The sequence below is a fragment of the Bittarella sp. HCP28S3_D9 genome (assembly GCF_052065655.1).
Lineage (GTDB): Bacteria > Bacillota > Clostridia > Oscillospirales > Ruminococcaceae > Bittarella > Bittarella massiliensis.
Genome location: NZ_JBQHTP010000003.1, coordinates 83,025 through 96,247, shown reverse-complemented (window position 1 = coordinate 96,247; position 13,223 = coordinate 83,025). Strand labels below are relative to the sequence as shown.

Genomic DNA, 13,223 nt, shown 5'->3' with positions numbered 1-13,223 from the left:
ACGCCAGAAAGGAGTTTTTGACTATGGCAATGAACAAATTGGAGCGCATTGAAAAGGATATTGAGAAAACCAAGGGCAAGATCGCGGAGCTGCAAAAGCAGCTTCGGGAGTTGGAAGCGGCCAAGACCGAACAGGAAAACTTGCAGATCGTCCAGCTTGTGCGCGGCCTCAACATGACCCCGCAGGAGTTCGCCGCCTTTGTGCGCGGCGGCGCGTTGCAGGCGGCCCCAGCCCCGATCCCGGACTTTGAACAGGAGGACAGCGCCCATGAAGAAATCTAAACTGTTCCGCACTTTGACGCTGGCTGTGGCCGCTGCGCTCTGCATGGCGACCACGACCGTTACCGCCTACGCCGGAGGCGCTGACCCTGACCCTGTGCCGCTGCCGGAAACCACCGAGGCCCCCGCAGAGGTGCCGGAGGAAACCGAAGAACCTACCACCGGCGGCATGGAGCCGGAGGGCGTACCTGTCACCCCGCAGGGCAACGCTGCGCTGGTGGATGATTTTTTCGGGGATAAGCAGCTTATCACCGTTACCACCAAGGCCGGGAATTATTTTTACATCCTGATCGACCGGGCCAACGAGGACAAGGAAACGGCGGTGCATTTCCTCAACCAAGTGGATGACGCCGACCTGCAAGCCTTGTTGGAGGACGGGAAAAAAGAGCCGGAGGTCTGCAACTTTACGGCCAAATGTCAAGCCGGGGCCGTCAATACGGCCTGCCCGGTCTGTAAAAACAACCTGACCGCCTGCAATGGGCCAGAGCCGAAGCCCCAGCCGGAGGAAGAAAAGCCGCAGGAGGAAAAGCCAAGCGGCATGGGCGGCCTTGTGGTGTTCTTTGTGGTGGTGCTGCTGGGCGGCGGCGCAGCCCTCTACTTCCTGAAATTCAAAAAGGAAAAAGCCGACACCACAGGCAATGACGATCTGGCCGAGTATGACTTTGGAGAGGACGAGGACGACGAGGACGAAGCCCCGGAGCCGGACGAGGATATGACAAGTGAAGATGGAAATAAGGAGGACGAAGTATGAGCTATCAGTTAGTAATTGCAGAGAAACCAAGCGTCGCCCGCAGCATTGCGGGCGTGATCGGCGCGGACAAGAAACAGGACGGCTATATGGAGGGGAACGGCTATCTGGTGAGCTGGTGTATCGGCCACCTTGTTTCCCTTGCCGACGCCGGGACTTATGACGAGCGTTTCAAAAAATGGCGCTATGACGACCTGCCGATTCTGCCGCAGCAATGGCAGTACATCATTCCCGACGATAAGAAAAAGCAGTTTGACACCCTGCGTTCTTTGATGGAGCGCCCCGATGTTACCGGCCTTGTGTGCGCCACTGACGCCGGGCGCGAGGGGGAATTGATTTTCCGTTTCGTCTACCAGATGGCGGGCTGCAAGAAACCGTTTCAGCGCCTTTGGATTTCCAGCATGGAGGACGCGGCCATAAAGGACGGTTTTGCCCACCTGAAACCGGGAACCGACTACGATAACCTGTATCGGTCGGCCCTTTGCCGGGCGCAGGCGGACTGGCTGGTGGGGATCAACGCCACCCGGCTGTTCTCCATCCTCTACCACAAGACCCTGACCGTGGGCCGTGTCCAGACGCCGACCCTCAAAATGCTGGTTGACCGGGAGGCCAAGATCAGCAGCTTTCAGAAAGAGAAATACCACATTGTTCAGATCGCGGCGGGCGGCATGGAGGCGGCCAGTGAACGCATGGAAAACGCAGACGACGCCAAGGCCCTGAAAGCCGCCTGTGAAACGGCGCAGGCCGTTTGTGTGTCGGTAACACGGGAGAAAAAGACGGAGCAGCCGCCCCGCCTCTATGACCTCACCACCTTGCAGCGGGAGGCAAACCGCCTGTTTGGATTTACCGCCAAGCAGACCCTTGACTATGCCCAGCAGCTTTATGAAAAGAAGCTGCTGACCTATCCCCGCACCGACAGCCAGTATTTGACCGATGATATGCTGCCAACGGCGGAAAGCCTTGTGTCCGGCCTGTGGCCGCTGCTTCCCTTTGCGGCGGGGCTTGACCTGTCCCCGCAGTTTGGCCGGGTGCTGAACAGCAAAAAGGTGAGCGACCACCACGCCATTGTCCCGACAATGGAATTTGTGCAGAAAGGCTTTGACGGGCTGGCCGAGGGGGAAAAGAAACTGCTGTCCCTTGTGTGCTGCAAGCTGCTGTGCGCCGTGGCCGCGCCCCATGTGTATGAAGCTGTCACCGCTACATTCACCTGTGCTGGGAACACCTTTACCGCCAAGGGAAAAACCATCCTCACTCCCGGCTGGAAAGAGCTTGACCGCCGCTTTAAGGCGTCGTTCAAAACAGACGCCGACGACACCGCACCGGAGCCTGCGCGTGAACTGCCGGAGATCACCGAGGGACAGACCTTTGACAAGGTAACTGCCGCCGTCACCGAGCATTTCACAGCGCCGCCAAAATCCTACACGGAAGATACCCTGCTTTCTGCTATGGAGCGCGCCGGTGCGGGCGATCTGCCGGAGGACGCAGAACGGCAGGGATTGGGAACCCCGGCCACCCGCGCCTCCATCTTAGAAAAGCTGGTGCAGATGGGCTTTGTGGAGCGCAGGGGCAAACAGCTACTTCCCACCAAGGACGGCCACAACCTTGCCTGCGTGCTGCCGGAGGTGCTGACCTCTCCCCAGCTTACGGCACAGTGGGAAACGGAGCTGACGGCCATTGCCAAGGGGCAGGCCGACCCGGAGGACTTCATGGCTGGCATTGCGGAAATGACAAGGGGCCTGATTGCGAACTACTCCCAGATCAGCGAGGACGCGCAGAAGTTGTTTCAAACCGAGCGTGTGGTTATCGGCAAATGTCCGCGCTGCGGGGAAAGCGTCTACGAGGGCAAAAAGAACTACTACTGCGGAAACCGAAGCTGCCAGTTTGTCATGTGGAAGAATGACCGATTTTTTGAGGAACGGGGCAAGGCGTTCACCCCGAAGATCGCCGCCGCGCTGCTCAAAGACGGAAAGGCAAAGGTAAAGGGGCTGCGCTCCTTAAAAACCGGCAAGACCTATGACGGGACGGTGCTTTTGGCCGATACCGGCGGCAAGTATGTGAACTACCGCGTGGAACAGAGGGGCAAAAACTAAAGACAGCAAGCATAGGGAGTGTAGCCACACTCCCGGCAAAATCCCTGACCCGGCGCACCTGCCGGGCCGGGGATTTTCTCTTTGGGGAAGCCCCAAACCCTTATATTATGTGAAAGGAGCGATTCAATGAGCGAAGTGTTTTCTGTACTGCTTCATAACCGACAGCGTTATGAGCAAGGCAAAGAGGGCCTATGGTTTTCTCTGCCGACCACAACCGAAAAACTGCAAGCAGCCCTGCGGGAAATCGGAATCAGCACCGACAATCCACAGGACTTTTTTCTATACGGGTATAGAAGCCCACAGAAGCGACCTATTAAGCTGCCCCGTGATATGGTGCTGTCCGCAGGCATGGATGAGCTGAACTTCCTTGCCGCAAGATTGGAAAAGCTGGACGCCACCGAACTTACGGAGCTGAACGCCGCCCTGACAAGCCCGCAGAGTGATTTTCACAATATCGGCCAGATTATCGACTATCCCGAAAATGTGGACTTTTATGTGCATTTGCCGGATGTCACCGGCACAGGACAGTTGGGCGACTACTATCTAAACCGTTCCGGCATGGTGGATATGCCGGAGGAATGGAAAGCTGGGATTTTCCTGCCCCGTTTTGGCCTGCATATTGCCAACACAGAGCATGGTGTTTTTACCGATTATGGCTATCTGGTAAAAAGCGGCGACGAATGGCAGCGCGTCCATGAGGGCCAGCCAGTGCCGGAACAATACCGGGTGATGGCCTATCCTGTGCCGGAAATTCTGCGGGAGGAAAGCAAGGTGCAGCCGGAGGCTGCAGCGCCTACAAAGGCCCCGCAGCCTGTCACCCCCATTCTCTTAAACGGCCAGAACAGCGCCGAGCGCATGAAAGAGATCACCGACCGGCTGGAAACCGGCATACAGGAGCTTTTCGAGAGTGAACGCTACAAAGCCTATCTCACCACCATGTCCAAGTTCCACAGTTACAGCTTCAACAACACCCTCCTGATCGCCATGCAGGGCGGACAGCTTGTGGCGGGCTACAACAAGTGGCGGGACGATTTTCACCGCAATGTAAAGAAAGGCGAAAAGGCCATCAAGATACTGGCCCCGGCCCCGTTCAAGGCGAAAAAGGAAGTGCAAAAGCTGGACGCACAGGGCAGGCCGGTGATGGGAAAAGACGGAAAGCCTGTTACCGAAGTACAGGAAATACAGGTTCCGGCCTTTAAGATCGTTTCCGTCTTTGATGTGAGCCAGACCGAGGGGGAACCGCTGCCCTCTATCGGCGTGGAAGAACTGACCGGCAGCGTGGAACGCTACGGGGAATTTTTCAAGGCGCTGGAACAGACCTCCCCGGTTCCCATTGGTTTTGAGGACATTCCGGGCGGTTCCCACGGCTACTACCACCTGACGGAAAAGCGGATCGCCATTCAGGAGGGCATGAGCGAATTACAGACCCTAAAGACGGCTATCCACGAGATCGCCCATTCCAAGCTCCACGCCATCGACCCGGAAGCCCCGGCCATAGAGCAGGCCGACCGCCCCGACAGCCGCACCCGCGAGGTGCAGGCTGAAAGCGTGGCCTATGCCGTCTGCCAGCACTACGGGCTGGACACCTCCGACTATTCCTTTGGCTATGTGGCCGGTTGGAGTTCCGGCAAGGACTTGAAAGAGCTGAAAGCCTCCCTTGAAACCATCCGGGCCACCGCCCATGAACTGATTACCACCATTGACGGCCACCTTGCCCAGCTTCAGAAAGAACGGCAGGCCCAGCAGGAGCAGCCGCAGGCCGCGCCGTTAGAACAGGCCGCCGAGCAGCCAGACCCGGACAGCGTATTTTCCAAGCTGTCCCCGGAGCAACAGCAGGAAATGACCGCCAGCGTAAAAGCCATGCTGCAAACCCTGATTGACGCGGATTTGAAATCCACCGGCGAAGTGTCGCAGGGAACCAAGGAGGCGGCGCAGGCGCAGGGCTTTACCATTGTCGGGGACGGAACGCTGGAACAGGCAGAAGCCCCGCAGGAGGCCGCCTACCGTCTGGAAAGCGGCGATTACCTGTATATCCAGACATCGGAAACCGGCTATGATTACACGCTGTACGACCCCGACTACAAGGAACTGGACGGAGGCCAGCTTGATAATCCCGACCTGTCCCTTGCGGAAGCCGGAAAAGAAATCCTTGCCATCCATGAGCTACCGGCTGGGGCAATGGAACCCCTGACCGGCGACAGGCTGGATGATTTTCTGGAAGCCGCTGAACAGGCCAACGCCATTCCCCAGCCGCAGGCGTGGAACGGGATCGACGGCCTTTTGAATGGGAAACCGTTCATGCCGGAGGCGTCCCCGGCTGACCGGGCCGCCGCCCTGATGGAGCTGGCAGAGAAAAACGCCCCGCGTCTGGGCAGCGAGGAACGGCAGTTGATCGTGGCCTATGCCGAGGCCGTGGGCGATACTGACAAGGTGATCGGGCTTATCAACCGCCTGTGTGAACAGGGCTATGAGCTGCAAAAGGGCCAGATGGATTCTTTTGTGAAAAGCGAGATCGAAAGTGAGATTGCCGTTGCCAACGCCCAGCGGCAGATCGCGCAGTATCCGGCAGCGGAGCCGGTTGTCACAATCCTTTGGAGTGAAAGCCCCCATCTGAAAGACGGCCAGCAAATGCCGCTGCATGAAGCCGAGGCCGTTTTCAAGGAGCTGGACAGCGCCAGACGCCATGAACGGGAGCAGCCGGGCTATACGGGCCATTGGTACGACAAGACCAAGTTCCGCATTGACTTTACCATGCAGGGCCAGCCGGACAGCTACGAGGGACGGCAGGACTTTGGCGACGGGGACGGTTCCCTGATCCAACATATCCGGGGCTACCACGAATACTATGCACAGGATGAAAGCTGGAAAAACCATGTGCTGCACCATGAGGGGCCGAAGGCATGGGAGGCGGACAAGGCCCAGCGGGATATGCTGCTGCATGAGTTTGTTCCGTATATGGAGCTGCATTGCAATCTGGCCGCTATGGAGCAGGAGGCCCGGCGTCCCCTGCGATCCGGGGAAACCCTGACGCCGGAACAGACCGCTTATTTCAACGCGGTTTTGGACTATGTAAAGGAGTGCCGCCCGCTTCTCAATCAGGGCCAGTACCACTTGCCGGAGCCGCCGCAGCTTGCCGACTTCGACCAGAGTTTGCAGGACTACAAAAAACAGATCGAGGCAGAGCTGGAACAGGAGGCCGCCGCTTCCGGGCTGACGGTGGAGGAATATGTTGCCTCTGACTATGAGGCCCCGGTGCAGCCCAACTTTTCCATCTACCAAGTGCCGCCCGGCCCGGAGGGGCGCGACTTCCGCTATCGTTCCTATGAGGAATTGCAGGCGGATGGGCTTTCGGTGGACAGGAAGAATTACCAGCTTGTCTACACTGCGCCGCTGGACAAGGACACTACGCTGGACGAGATTTACCGCCGCTTCAACATGGAACATCCCGCCGATTACAAGGGACATTCCCTCTCGATGGGGGATATTGTGGTGTTCCGGCAGGATGGAAAACAGACCGCCTACTATGTGGACGAGGGGGCCGACTACCGGCAGGTGCCGGAGTTTTTTGTCCAGCAGGAAAAGCAGCTCACGCCGGACGAGTGCATGACCGGCGAACAAATCCAGACGCCAAGGGGCCGTTTCTATCTGACCGACAGGAGCCGGGAACAGATGGAGGCCGCCGGGTATGGATTCCACCACCAGTCGGAGGACGGCAGGTATCTTATTATGGCAAACGGCACAAGGGCCTTTGCCATCCCCGTCCAGCAGGAAAGTCATATCAAGACGGTGGAAATGTCCACCGAGCAGAACTACAACATGATTGACGGCATGATGAACAACGCCCCGTCTATGGAGGAACTGGAAGTAAGGGCAAAAGCCGGAGAACAGATTTCTCTTTTGGATGTGGCCGAGGCAGCCAAGGCGGAGGCCAAAAAGCCCAAGCAGACCCGAAAGACGACGCAGAAGCAAAAGAAACCGTCCATCCAGGCGCAGCTTGCCACCGCCAAGGAGGAACAGAAAAAGAGGCCCCCGGCGCGAGAAAAATCAAAAGAAATGGAGGTATGAGGAATGTATTTCACCGTGGGAGAAGAAAACCTGATCTGTCTGTACCACAACGCTGACCGCCGCAGGACGGCGGCAAATCTCCGGGCAGCTTTGCCGGACATGGACAAGGAAATGGCGGCGCTGGCCTGCCAGACCGCCGATAAGCTGGACGCCATGAGCGACGCCGACTTTACGGCGCAGCGGTTCCACTTCACAGACGAGTGATCCAAGTATAGCAAAAGCGCCGGGAGCAGGGACTGTATGGCCTCTGCTCCTGGCGCTTTTATGATTTGACTATTAGCCTATTATATCAAATGAAAGAGTTCCTACTGCTGGATTTATATTATCGTTAATCTCAAAATTGCTTTGAAAGACTATATTACAAAATTGCTTTGCTGTATGTGTATATGAATATAAATTCCCGCCATCTTCAGTAGCTGAACCAATACCAATTCCAGCAAATATTAACCAGCCTGTAGCCAATAGATTCTCTGTTTCAACAGATGTGATCTTTATTTCACCATCACAAATATTATCCCTGAGAAACAAAATATCAGAAAACATTGTGCGATCAACTTGCAACATCATTCTGCGGTATGTTTGATCGTCAATTTCTTCATCCATTTTTGCTTCAAATAATCTAATAAGAATATCAATTTTTGATAGCTCTTCAATTTTATTTAGAACTCCAAGGATAAATACAGAATCTTTATTAAGAGCTTCTTTTCCAACCCTTTTCACATATTTTTCCCGTTTTGAAGCTGGAATTGATACAAGCCCGGCGCAATACCGTTCCATTTTACGCATGAACAATTTGTCGGGAATACTTGCACTTTTACGAATTACTTTTACAACTTTGAGCGCATTTGATAGTTCTGTTCCCAGTTCTTTTATCTCATCCAGTATATCCGAAACTTCATCTGAACTAAAAAAAGTCACAATATCCTCTGCACCCTGTTCAATCCAAGTTGATAGAGAATCTACAATAGAATCCACCTCAACTAATTCTAAATCCGTTTGTCCCTCAATAAAATCTTGATTCATTATAATTTCTCCTTTTAATTGATTATTCATTGTGTGTTGTATTGAGATAGACTGATAAAATAAAATCTGCCATTGCGATTGCAGAATTGACAAAAAGCCGCGTATGATAATCCGCTATACCAATGCGCTTGCTACCAACACCATGCGAATCACTCTCTTTATTTCGCATTTCTGCGATTGCAGAAATTATTTTTTCCAAGCCGGAAAGTAAGGTGTTTATACGCCTATCCAAATCTTTGTGTGCGTGCATATTGTATAGAGATTTTACTTGACCGTAAAGTTTTCCAATATCACCGCTATCTGATGGCACTTCTCCCTTTTGCTCAATGACATAGCAGAATGTTTCTTCAAGTATTGTGCGAGCTTTTGTTATTGCACTATCAAAATTTCCATCATCAATATCTTTGTTAGCTCTTTCAGCCAAATCTTTTATATAAGCGCGGTCTATAACCTTTACTGTTGGTGCAGCAATAGTAATAACCTTACCAATTTGCCCAATTTGATATGACTTGCCAACCACACGGAGTTCATTGCCGCCGAAATATAGAATACTGTTAATCTGCTCTAAGATTTTCTGCACAATAGTACAATACGCTTCCTCAATATCTTCTGGCGATAAACCCTTTAACGATTCAACAAATTTATCTTTGGAAAATATGTAGGCAAGAAAATCGGACATTCTATTTTGCTTAATACAAAAATCCATGACTTGATCGAAATATTGCCAGCGACTTAATGCGCCACCAGACCATGAATAAGTTGAGGGTAGCCCAAAAAGGGAGGAAATTTCGCATATAGCTGGCCCACTAAGATATGGCATGGCAATTTTGATGTTTTTTTCATTGCCGTATTTATCTTCAAAGGTCATATCACCAAATTCCTTATCCCCGTCTAAAATTGCTATTATTTCTTTGGAACGAAGTAAAGAAAATTCATTCTTCTTCATAATTATATCTCCCCAATTAAATTGTGTTTTTATTTATTGTAGCAGAAAACCGCAATATGTGCCACCATATTAAAACGCCGGGCGCGGGGGCTGTCAAAGCCTCTGCGTCCGGCGCTTCTTTTTTGTCCATTTTCCCGCATTTAGAACCCCGTTTTGAGGGGAACAGGATAACTTTATCCACCTGCCTGCCGACCATGCGGAAAAACCCTTGATTTCCGTGGACTTTTACCGCCCTAAATGCGTAGATAGGAGGTATCTTTTCCGCTGGCGTTCCGCCTCTTTCTTCCGGCGCACCTGCACCGCGCAATCCGGGCAGTATTTGGCCCGGTTGGAGTTGGGCGTAAACGCCGCCCCGCAGACGGCGCAGCGTTTGATTTCGTCCCGGCCTTTGGTGATCTCGGCGCACAGTGCCGCGTCCAGCGGCAGGACGGCTACCTTGAACCACCGGCACAGCAGCGAATAGGAAATACTCTGCACACAGACACATTCCTCCCCATCGTCCAGCAGGAGGCAGTTTCTGTTACAGTAGTTGCAGCACGCATGGGTGAGCCTGCGGGCCTTGCGGTATTGGGGGTAACTCATTCTCGGTATGTTCATCGTTCCTGCGTATGCTCCTTTCCCGGCGCTGTCCGCAAAATGCTGTCTACATTCTGTTTGACAATGCCGTATTCTTTCAATTTCTGTTTCGCTTCGCTGTACTGTGCGGACAGCCGTTCTCGTTCTGCGTCCAGCTTTTTATACTCGGTTTTGAGGGCGTACAGGTTGGGAAGCTTTGTGACCCCGGCCTCTTTGAGCGCCTTTGCCGCCGCCTCATACAAGATCAGTTGGCTTTCATGCTGCCGCCGGAACGCGGCCTTGTCTTTGGCGTTTTGCAGTTCCAGCGCCACAGGCCGGAGCTGCTTGTAGGCGGAGAGGTTTTTTATCAGCAGCGCCATATCCCCAAGGCGGCGTTCTGCGTCTTTCAGGGCGGAGGCCGCCGCGTCGTTGGCCGCGCTGATCTCGGCCAGCCTGCTTTCCAAGCCCTCGTAGCTGTCGATCTGGTGTTCTGTGATGAAGTTTAAGGAATTGGCGGCCTGCTTCAAGTTGTGCAGCTTCGCCCACCGCGCATAGCCCGCCGACTGCTGGGCCTTGATACTGTCCTCCAAGGCAATCCGCAGGGAGATTTCCCCGGCGCTTCTTCTGCGCGGTCCCCGGTCAATGGCAATGTCCCTGATCCGCTGGGTGATCCGTTCCTCGGAGTAATCCTCCCCCAAGGTCTTGCAGCGGGTGAAGCGTTCCTGTCCGGGAGCGCGGAATGAAATAAACTTGCCCTGTTTGACTTCATAGCCCTGCGCCTCCATGAGCCGCAGGAAACTGTCAAAATCTCTGGCCTGCGGGATGGCCGCGTCAATGGCGGTTTTCAGCTTTGCTTTCCAGCTCTTGCCCTTGCGCTGGGCGTCCCATTCGGCATAGCTCTTTCCCTTGTCCTTGCCCGGCATCACCACGGACAGGCCGTGTTCCCTGCACAGCCGGTCGCTGGTGCGCCGGATAAAGGCGTAGCTCTGACGGTTGGAAATGTACTTGCGCTGGTTCGCCATATCCACGGCGCAGATAATGATGTGGTTATGCAGGTGGCCCTTGTCAATGTGGGTGGTAATCACATAGGGGTATTTGCCTTGCAGCACTTCATCGGCAAGCTGCCGCCCGATCTCGTGGGCCTGCTCCGCCGTGGTTTCCCCCGGTTCAAAGGCTTGTATCAGGTGATGTGCCAGATTGTTTCCCTTTTGGTACGCCTGATCCAGCAGCATTTGAAATTCTATATCCGCCGTTTCATAGGAACAGCCATAGGAAGAAACGAACAGCTTTTCATCGGTCTTGTCCGGGTTCTCGATGTAGTCCAGCGCCTTTTTCAGCGTTGACTTGATAGGATGGATCTTTGTAACTGCCATATCTGTGCCAGCGCCCCCTTGATGTCCTCCAAGTCCTGCGCGTACACAGTCCCGGTACTGTTGATACGCCTTGCAATCTGGTTGATGTTGACGCCGATTTTTTGCAGCTCTGCGGTCTGCGCCCGGACGGGGCCGGTGTCGATATGGACGATATAGCCGTCGATCAACATTTTCCGGGCGTAGGCAGAAAAGTTCTTTGTGCCAAGCTGGGCCATCTTCTGTTGGATCAGCGCCCGTTCCTCCGGCGTCACTGGGACGCGCAGCACAAATTTCCGTTTTCGGTTTGCCATTGGTTCACCTCCGTTCATTCAGGGGTTTGGGGACTTCCCCAAGATACAAACGGGAAGCCGTTTGCCGGGAGTGTGGCTACACTCCCTATGCTTGCTGTTTTTCTTTTCCTCCACTCCTAATACTCTGAGAAGCCATCAAACTACCCGCAAAATAGCGCTTTGGAAAGAAAAATTTGCAAAAAAATAAGAGGCCCTTGGCCTCCATACAACAAATGATAAACAAATGCCGAATCCGTTTGACGCGTTCGCTTGACGGTCCGTGTCTACAGCACATCGTTAAACTTACCCGTTCTTTTGTTTTACCTTTGCAGAGAATACGGTATAAAAGATTCTGTCATACTACTTTCATACTATCAATTTAGAAGAGGTAAAACACGATGAAACAAAATTACAATGAAATCTTGCGGGAGTACCGCATCTACTTGACCGAACATGAAAAATCTCACGCAACCATACAAAAGTATGTTCGTGAGTTGGTTTGGTTTCTTTCATTTTTACAGGGGGAAGAACCTACAAAAGCAAAGGTGCTGGAATATCGAGAGCAACTGCAACAGAGCCACCATGCCCGCACCGTAAATGCCAAGCTGTCCGCCATTCATTCCTATCTGGACTACCTGGGGCTGGCGGCCTGCAAGGTGAGGTTTTTGAAAATCCAGCATACGGTATTTGTGGATGACAGCCGAGATTTGACCGAAGCGGAATACCACCGCTTGTTAGACGCTGCCAAAAGGAAAAAGGACAGCCGCCTGTATCATGTGATGCTTGCCATTTGCACCACCGGAATCCGGGTCAGTGAGCTTTCCTTTCTGACTGTGGAGGCATTGCACAAAGGAAAAGCGGAAATCCGCATGAAAGGCAAAATCCGCACCATTCTCTTGACAAAAGAGCTGTGCCGGAAATTGAACGCCTATGCCAAAGAAAAAGGCATCCGAACGGGGTATCTGTTCTGCACCCGTACCGGAAAGCCCTTAGATCGAAGCAATATCTGTCATGATATGAAAAAGCTGTGCCGGGCGGCGCGGGTAAATCCTGAAAAGGTCTTTCCCCACAATTTGCGGCACTTGTTTGCAAAATGCTATTATGCCATCAAAAAGAATCTGGCATATCTTGCGGATATTTTAGGACACGCCTCCGTGGACACCACGCGTATCTATGTAGCTATGGGCACACGGGAACATGAGCGAACCTTACAGCGGATGCATCTGATCTCATAGCACCACGGAATAATGATTCTGTGGTTCCATGGCCCCCTTGCTCAGTTACAAGTAGAACTGATTAGCTCTATTATAAGTGTATCAGAGCAGATTTTCAACCATTTATTACATATAGAACAGCAAAATAAATACGAAAAATAGACCTGCACCGCGAAATATGTGCGCAGGTCTGCTTTTTATGCCTGTCAGAACGCCCTTAGTTGATTAAAATAATAATTTTCTTCCTAGAAGCAGTAACGATTACCCCAGAATCATTATTCTGCGGTAATTGAATCGTTCAGAAAAGGAAAGTTTGTGGTTAGGATATTCCCTTTGAAATGGCAGGAGGTGAATAAAGTGGAAGAAAGATGGTCGGTAGAATTGTTGGAGTGCTTGGCCCAGAAGGCCGGATGTGGGTATCTGTCGGATTTGCGGTATCTCAGCCCATGGGAGCAATTCCATCTGTCCAGGGAGCTTTTACATGTTCCTTCGGAAGCCTTTTCGCTAAAAACGTGGAATGACGCCTTGGCTTATCTGACGGGTCTTTCCCAGCAAGCGGATGCATCCGCCGCGAAAGAAACGTTGATGAAGCATCTATCGGAACACTGCAGCGGTTTGCAACGTCATCCGAGCCGAGAATGAATTTGAATAGAAAGGTGGTT

General features: G+C 52.9%; 12 protein-coding genes. 7 read left to right on the top strand and 5 right to left on the bottom strand.

Annotation, left to right across the window (positions count from 1 at the left end; translation table 11 throughout):
• Nucleotides 1–23: 23 nt before the first annotated feature.
• From ACTNAU_RS03225 to ACTNAU_RS03205, 5 genes are all read left to right on the top strand, one after another.
• Nucleotides 24–281, top strand: a complete 258-nt coding sequence (locus tag ACTNAU_RS03225) for a DUF4315 family protein (RefSeq protein ID WP_003509287.1) — start codon at nucleotides 24–26, stop codon at nucleotides 279–281.
• On the top strand, nucleotides 268–1,029 hold the full coding sequence (locus tag ACTNAU_RS03220) for a DUF4366 domain-containing protein (protein ID WP_009324600.1): 762 nt from the start codon (nucleotides 268–270) through the stop codon (nucleotides 1,027–1,029). Before ACTNAU_RS03225 ends, ACTNAU_RS03220 begins: the two co-directional genes overlap by 14 nt.
• Nucleotides 1,026–3,116 (top strand): DNA topoisomerase 3, encoded by a 2,091-nt coding sequence (locus ACTNAU_RS03215; RefSeq protein ID WP_161275042.1) that lies wholly within the window; start codon nucleotides 1,026–1,028, stop codon nucleotides 3,114–3,116. Before ACTNAU_RS03220 ends, ACTNAU_RS03215 begins: the two co-directional genes overlap by 4 nt.
• Before the next feature lie 126 nt (nucleotides 3,117–3,242).
• Complete coding sequence (locus ACTNAU_RS03210) at nucleotides 3,243–7,181, top strand: LPD25 domain-containing protein (RefSeq protein ID WP_002573996.1); 3,939 nt, start codon at nucleotides 3,243–3,245, stop codon at nucleotides 7,179–7,181.
• 3 nt (nucleotides 7,182–7,184) lie between these two features.
• Nucleotides 7,185–7,385 carry a transposon-transfer assisting family protein gene (locus tag ACTNAU_RS03205; protein ID WP_002573995.1) on the top strand — a complete coding sequence of 67 codons (201 nt, stop codon included), beginning with the start codon at nucleotides 7,185–7,187 and terminating at the stop codon, nucleotides 7,383–7,385.
• Nucleotides 7,386–7,457: 72 nt separating this feature from the next.
• Here the strand turns inward: ACTNAU_RS03205 and ACTNAU_RS03200 are convergent, their stop codons facing one another.
• The 5 genes from ACTNAU_RS03200 to ACTNAU_RS03180 all read right to left on the bottom strand — a co-directional run bounded on the left by ACTNAU_RS03200 (nucleotide 7,458) and on the right by ACTNAU_RS03180 (nucleotide 11,368).
• On the bottom strand, nucleotides 7,458–8,234 hold the full coding sequence (locus tag ACTNAU_RS03200; protein WP_441097524.1) for a hypothetical protein: 777 nt from the start codon (nucleotides 8,232–8,234) through the stop codon (nucleotides 7,458–7,460).
• Complete coding sequence (locus ACTNAU_RS03195; protein ID WP_002573993.1) at nucleotides 8,227–9,150, bottom strand: abortive infection family protein; 924 nt, start codon at nucleotides 9,148–9,150, stop codon at nucleotides 8,227–8,229. Before ACTNAU_RS03195 ends, ACTNAU_RS03200 begins: the two co-directional genes overlap by 8 nt.
• A 225-nt stretch (nucleotides 9,151–9,375) precedes the next feature.
• Nucleotides 9,376–9,747 (bottom strand): cysteine-rich VLP domain-containing protein, encoded by a 372-nt coding sequence (locus ACTNAU_RS03190; RefSeq protein ID WP_009324596.1) that lies wholly within the window; start codon nucleotides 9,745–9,747, stop codon nucleotides 9,376–9,378.
• On the bottom strand, nucleotides 9,744–11,078 hold the full coding sequence (locus ACTNAU_RS03185) for a relaxase/mobilization nuclease domain-containing protein (protein WP_441097522.1): 1,335 nt from the start codon (nucleotides 11,076–11,078) through the stop codon (nucleotides 9,744–9,746). The genes ACTNAU_RS03190 and ACTNAU_RS03185 overlap by 4 nt, the downstream gene beginning before the upstream one ends.
• Nucleotides 11,039–11,368, bottom strand: coding sequence for a plasmid mobilization protein (locus tag ACTNAU_RS03180; protein ID WP_002566656.1), 330 nt, complete (start codon nucleotides 11,366–11,368; stop codon nucleotides 11,039–11,041). The genes ACTNAU_RS03185 and ACTNAU_RS03180 overlap by 40 nt, the downstream gene beginning before the upstream one ends.
• Nucleotides 11,369–11,745: 377 nt before the next feature.
• Between ACTNAU_RS03180 and ACTNAU_RS03175 the strand changes: the two genes are divergently transcribed.
• Nucleotides 11,746–12,582: a tyrosine-type recombinase/integrase gene (locus tag ACTNAU_RS03175; protein ID WP_002573990.1), complete on the top strand. Its 837-nt coding sequence runs from the start codon at nucleotides 11,746–11,748 to the stop codon at nucleotides 12,580–12,582.
• A gap of 336 nt (nucleotides 12,583–12,918) precedes the next feature.
• Nucleotides 12,919–13,203: a hypothetical protein gene (locus ACTNAU_RS03170; protein ID WP_018595755.1), complete on the top strand. Its 285-nt coding sequence runs from the start codon at nucleotides 12,919–12,921 to the stop codon at nucleotides 13,201–13,203.
• Nucleotides 13,204–13,223 lie beyond the last annotated feature (20 nt).

Bases quoted from the DNA above. Each gene is read 5' to 3' on its own strand.
- ACTNAU_RS03215 (WP_161275042.1), top strand. From the start codon at position 1,026: ATGAGCTATCAGTTAGTAATTGCAGAGAAACCAAGCGTCGCCCGCAGC.
- ACTNAU_RS03190 (WP_009324596.1), bottom strand. From the start codon at position 9,747: ATGAACATACCGAGAATGAGTTACCCCCAATACCGCAAGGCCCGCAGG.
- ACTNAU_RS03200 (WP_441097524.1), bottom strand. From the start codon at position 8,234: ATGAATAATCAATTAAAAGGAGAAATTATAATGAATCAAGATTTTATT.
- ACTNAU_RS03175 (WP_002573990.1), top strand. From the start codon at position 11,746: ATGAAACAAAATTACAATGAAATCTTGCGGGAGTACCGCATCTACTTG.
- ACTNAU_RS03210 (WP_002573996.1), top strand. From the start codon at position 3,243: ATGAGCGAAGTGTTTTCTGTACTGCTTCATAACCGACAGCGTTATGAG.
- ACTNAU_RS03225 (WP_003509287.1), top strand. From the start codon at position 24: ATGGCAATGAACAAATTGGAGCGCATTGAAAAGGATATTGAGAAAACC.
- ACTNAU_RS03205 (WP_002573995.1), top strand. From the start codon at position 7,185: ATGTATTTCACCGTGGGAGAAGAAAACCTGATCTGTCTGTACCACAAC.
- ACTNAU_RS03195 (WP_002573993.1), bottom strand. From the start codon at position 9,150: ATGAAGAAGAATGAATTTTCTTTACTTCGTTCCAAAGAAATAATAGCA.
- ACTNAU_RS03220 (WP_009324600.1), top strand. From the start codon at position 268: ATGAAGAAATCTAAACTGTTCCGCACTTTGACGCTGGCTGTGGCCGCT.
- ACTNAU_RS03185 (WP_441097522.1), bottom strand. From the start codon at position 11,078: ATGGCAGTTACAAAGATCCATCCTATCAAGTCAACGCTGAAAAAGGCG.
- ACTNAU_RS03180 (WP_002566656.1), bottom strand. From the start codon at position 11,368: ATGGCAAACCGAAAACGGAAATTTGTGCTGCGCGTCCCAGTGACGCCG.